1 protein-coding gene and 1 tRNA gene are annotated in these 740 nt (G+C 36.9%); both read left to right on the forward strand.

What is annotated here, in order from left to right; genetic code table 11:
- Positions 1-191: 191 nt before the first annotated feature.
- A tRNA-Cys gene (locus tag QQK25_RS24955) sits at positions 192-263 on the forward strand.
- A 254-nt stretch (positions 264-517) separates the two neighbouring features.
- On the forward strand, positions 518-607 hold the full coding sequence (locus QQK25_RS24960) for a cytochrome b6/f complex subunit VIII (protein ID WP_069187528.1): 90 nt from the start codon (positions 518-520) through the stop codon (positions 605-607).
- The last annotated feature ends 133 nt before the right edge of the window (positions 608-740 follow it).

The following is a 740-nucleotide window of genomic DNA, read 5'->3' on the forward strand; positions in this document are numbered from 1 at the left end:
GTATCAATTTACTTTTCAATTTACTTATGCCATTAAGTAAACTAAGTTGGAGATTCACGAACCTTTCATTACATTAATTCACAGGCAAGAGTTAATGGGGGGGGGGGGGGGGGAAGTTTGAATCCTCTTATTGAAAATACAAACGAAAAAAGGGGGAACATTTGACTTTTTCAGTGATTTTTTCAGATTTTGGCGGCATGGCCGAGCGGTAAGGCGGGGGACTGCAAATCCCCTTTTCCCCAGTTCAAATCCGGGTGCCGCCTAATAGATACAAAACTCGAATTGACTTATTCTTTCTTCATAATTTCAATACTTTAGATCTTTTTTGGATTTAATATTGTCCGATTTTACGATCAAAAACCCAGAAATTGGTGATGGGTAGCGTCATTAGATTAGGTTCCGTAATATTGTTTAGGCAGAATTTATTTTTGACTCTTCGTCCCGGATTCCCCTATTATTATTAATCAATAATGGAAGAATTTCTTCATATTTTATAAAGATAGGGGATATCATTTACATGGATATAGTAAGTCTTGCTTGGGCTGCTTTAATGGTTGTTTTTACATTTTCCCTTTCACTGGTCGTATGGGGAAGAAGTGGGCTTTAGAGGTACTAATCATTTCATTCAATCTATTACATAATCAAGCAGGATTAATTGTTTTGTATATCCTTCTGCAATGTGTGTGTGTGTTTTTGAGTCTTTTTCCGAACGCTGCTTTTATAGAACGTCTCGGATCGGT

Source organism: Zoogloea oryzae, assembly GCF_030161255.1.
Lineage (GTDB): Bacteria > Pseudomonadota > Gammaproteobacteria > Burkholderiales > Rhodocyclaceae > Zoogloea > Zoogloea oryzae.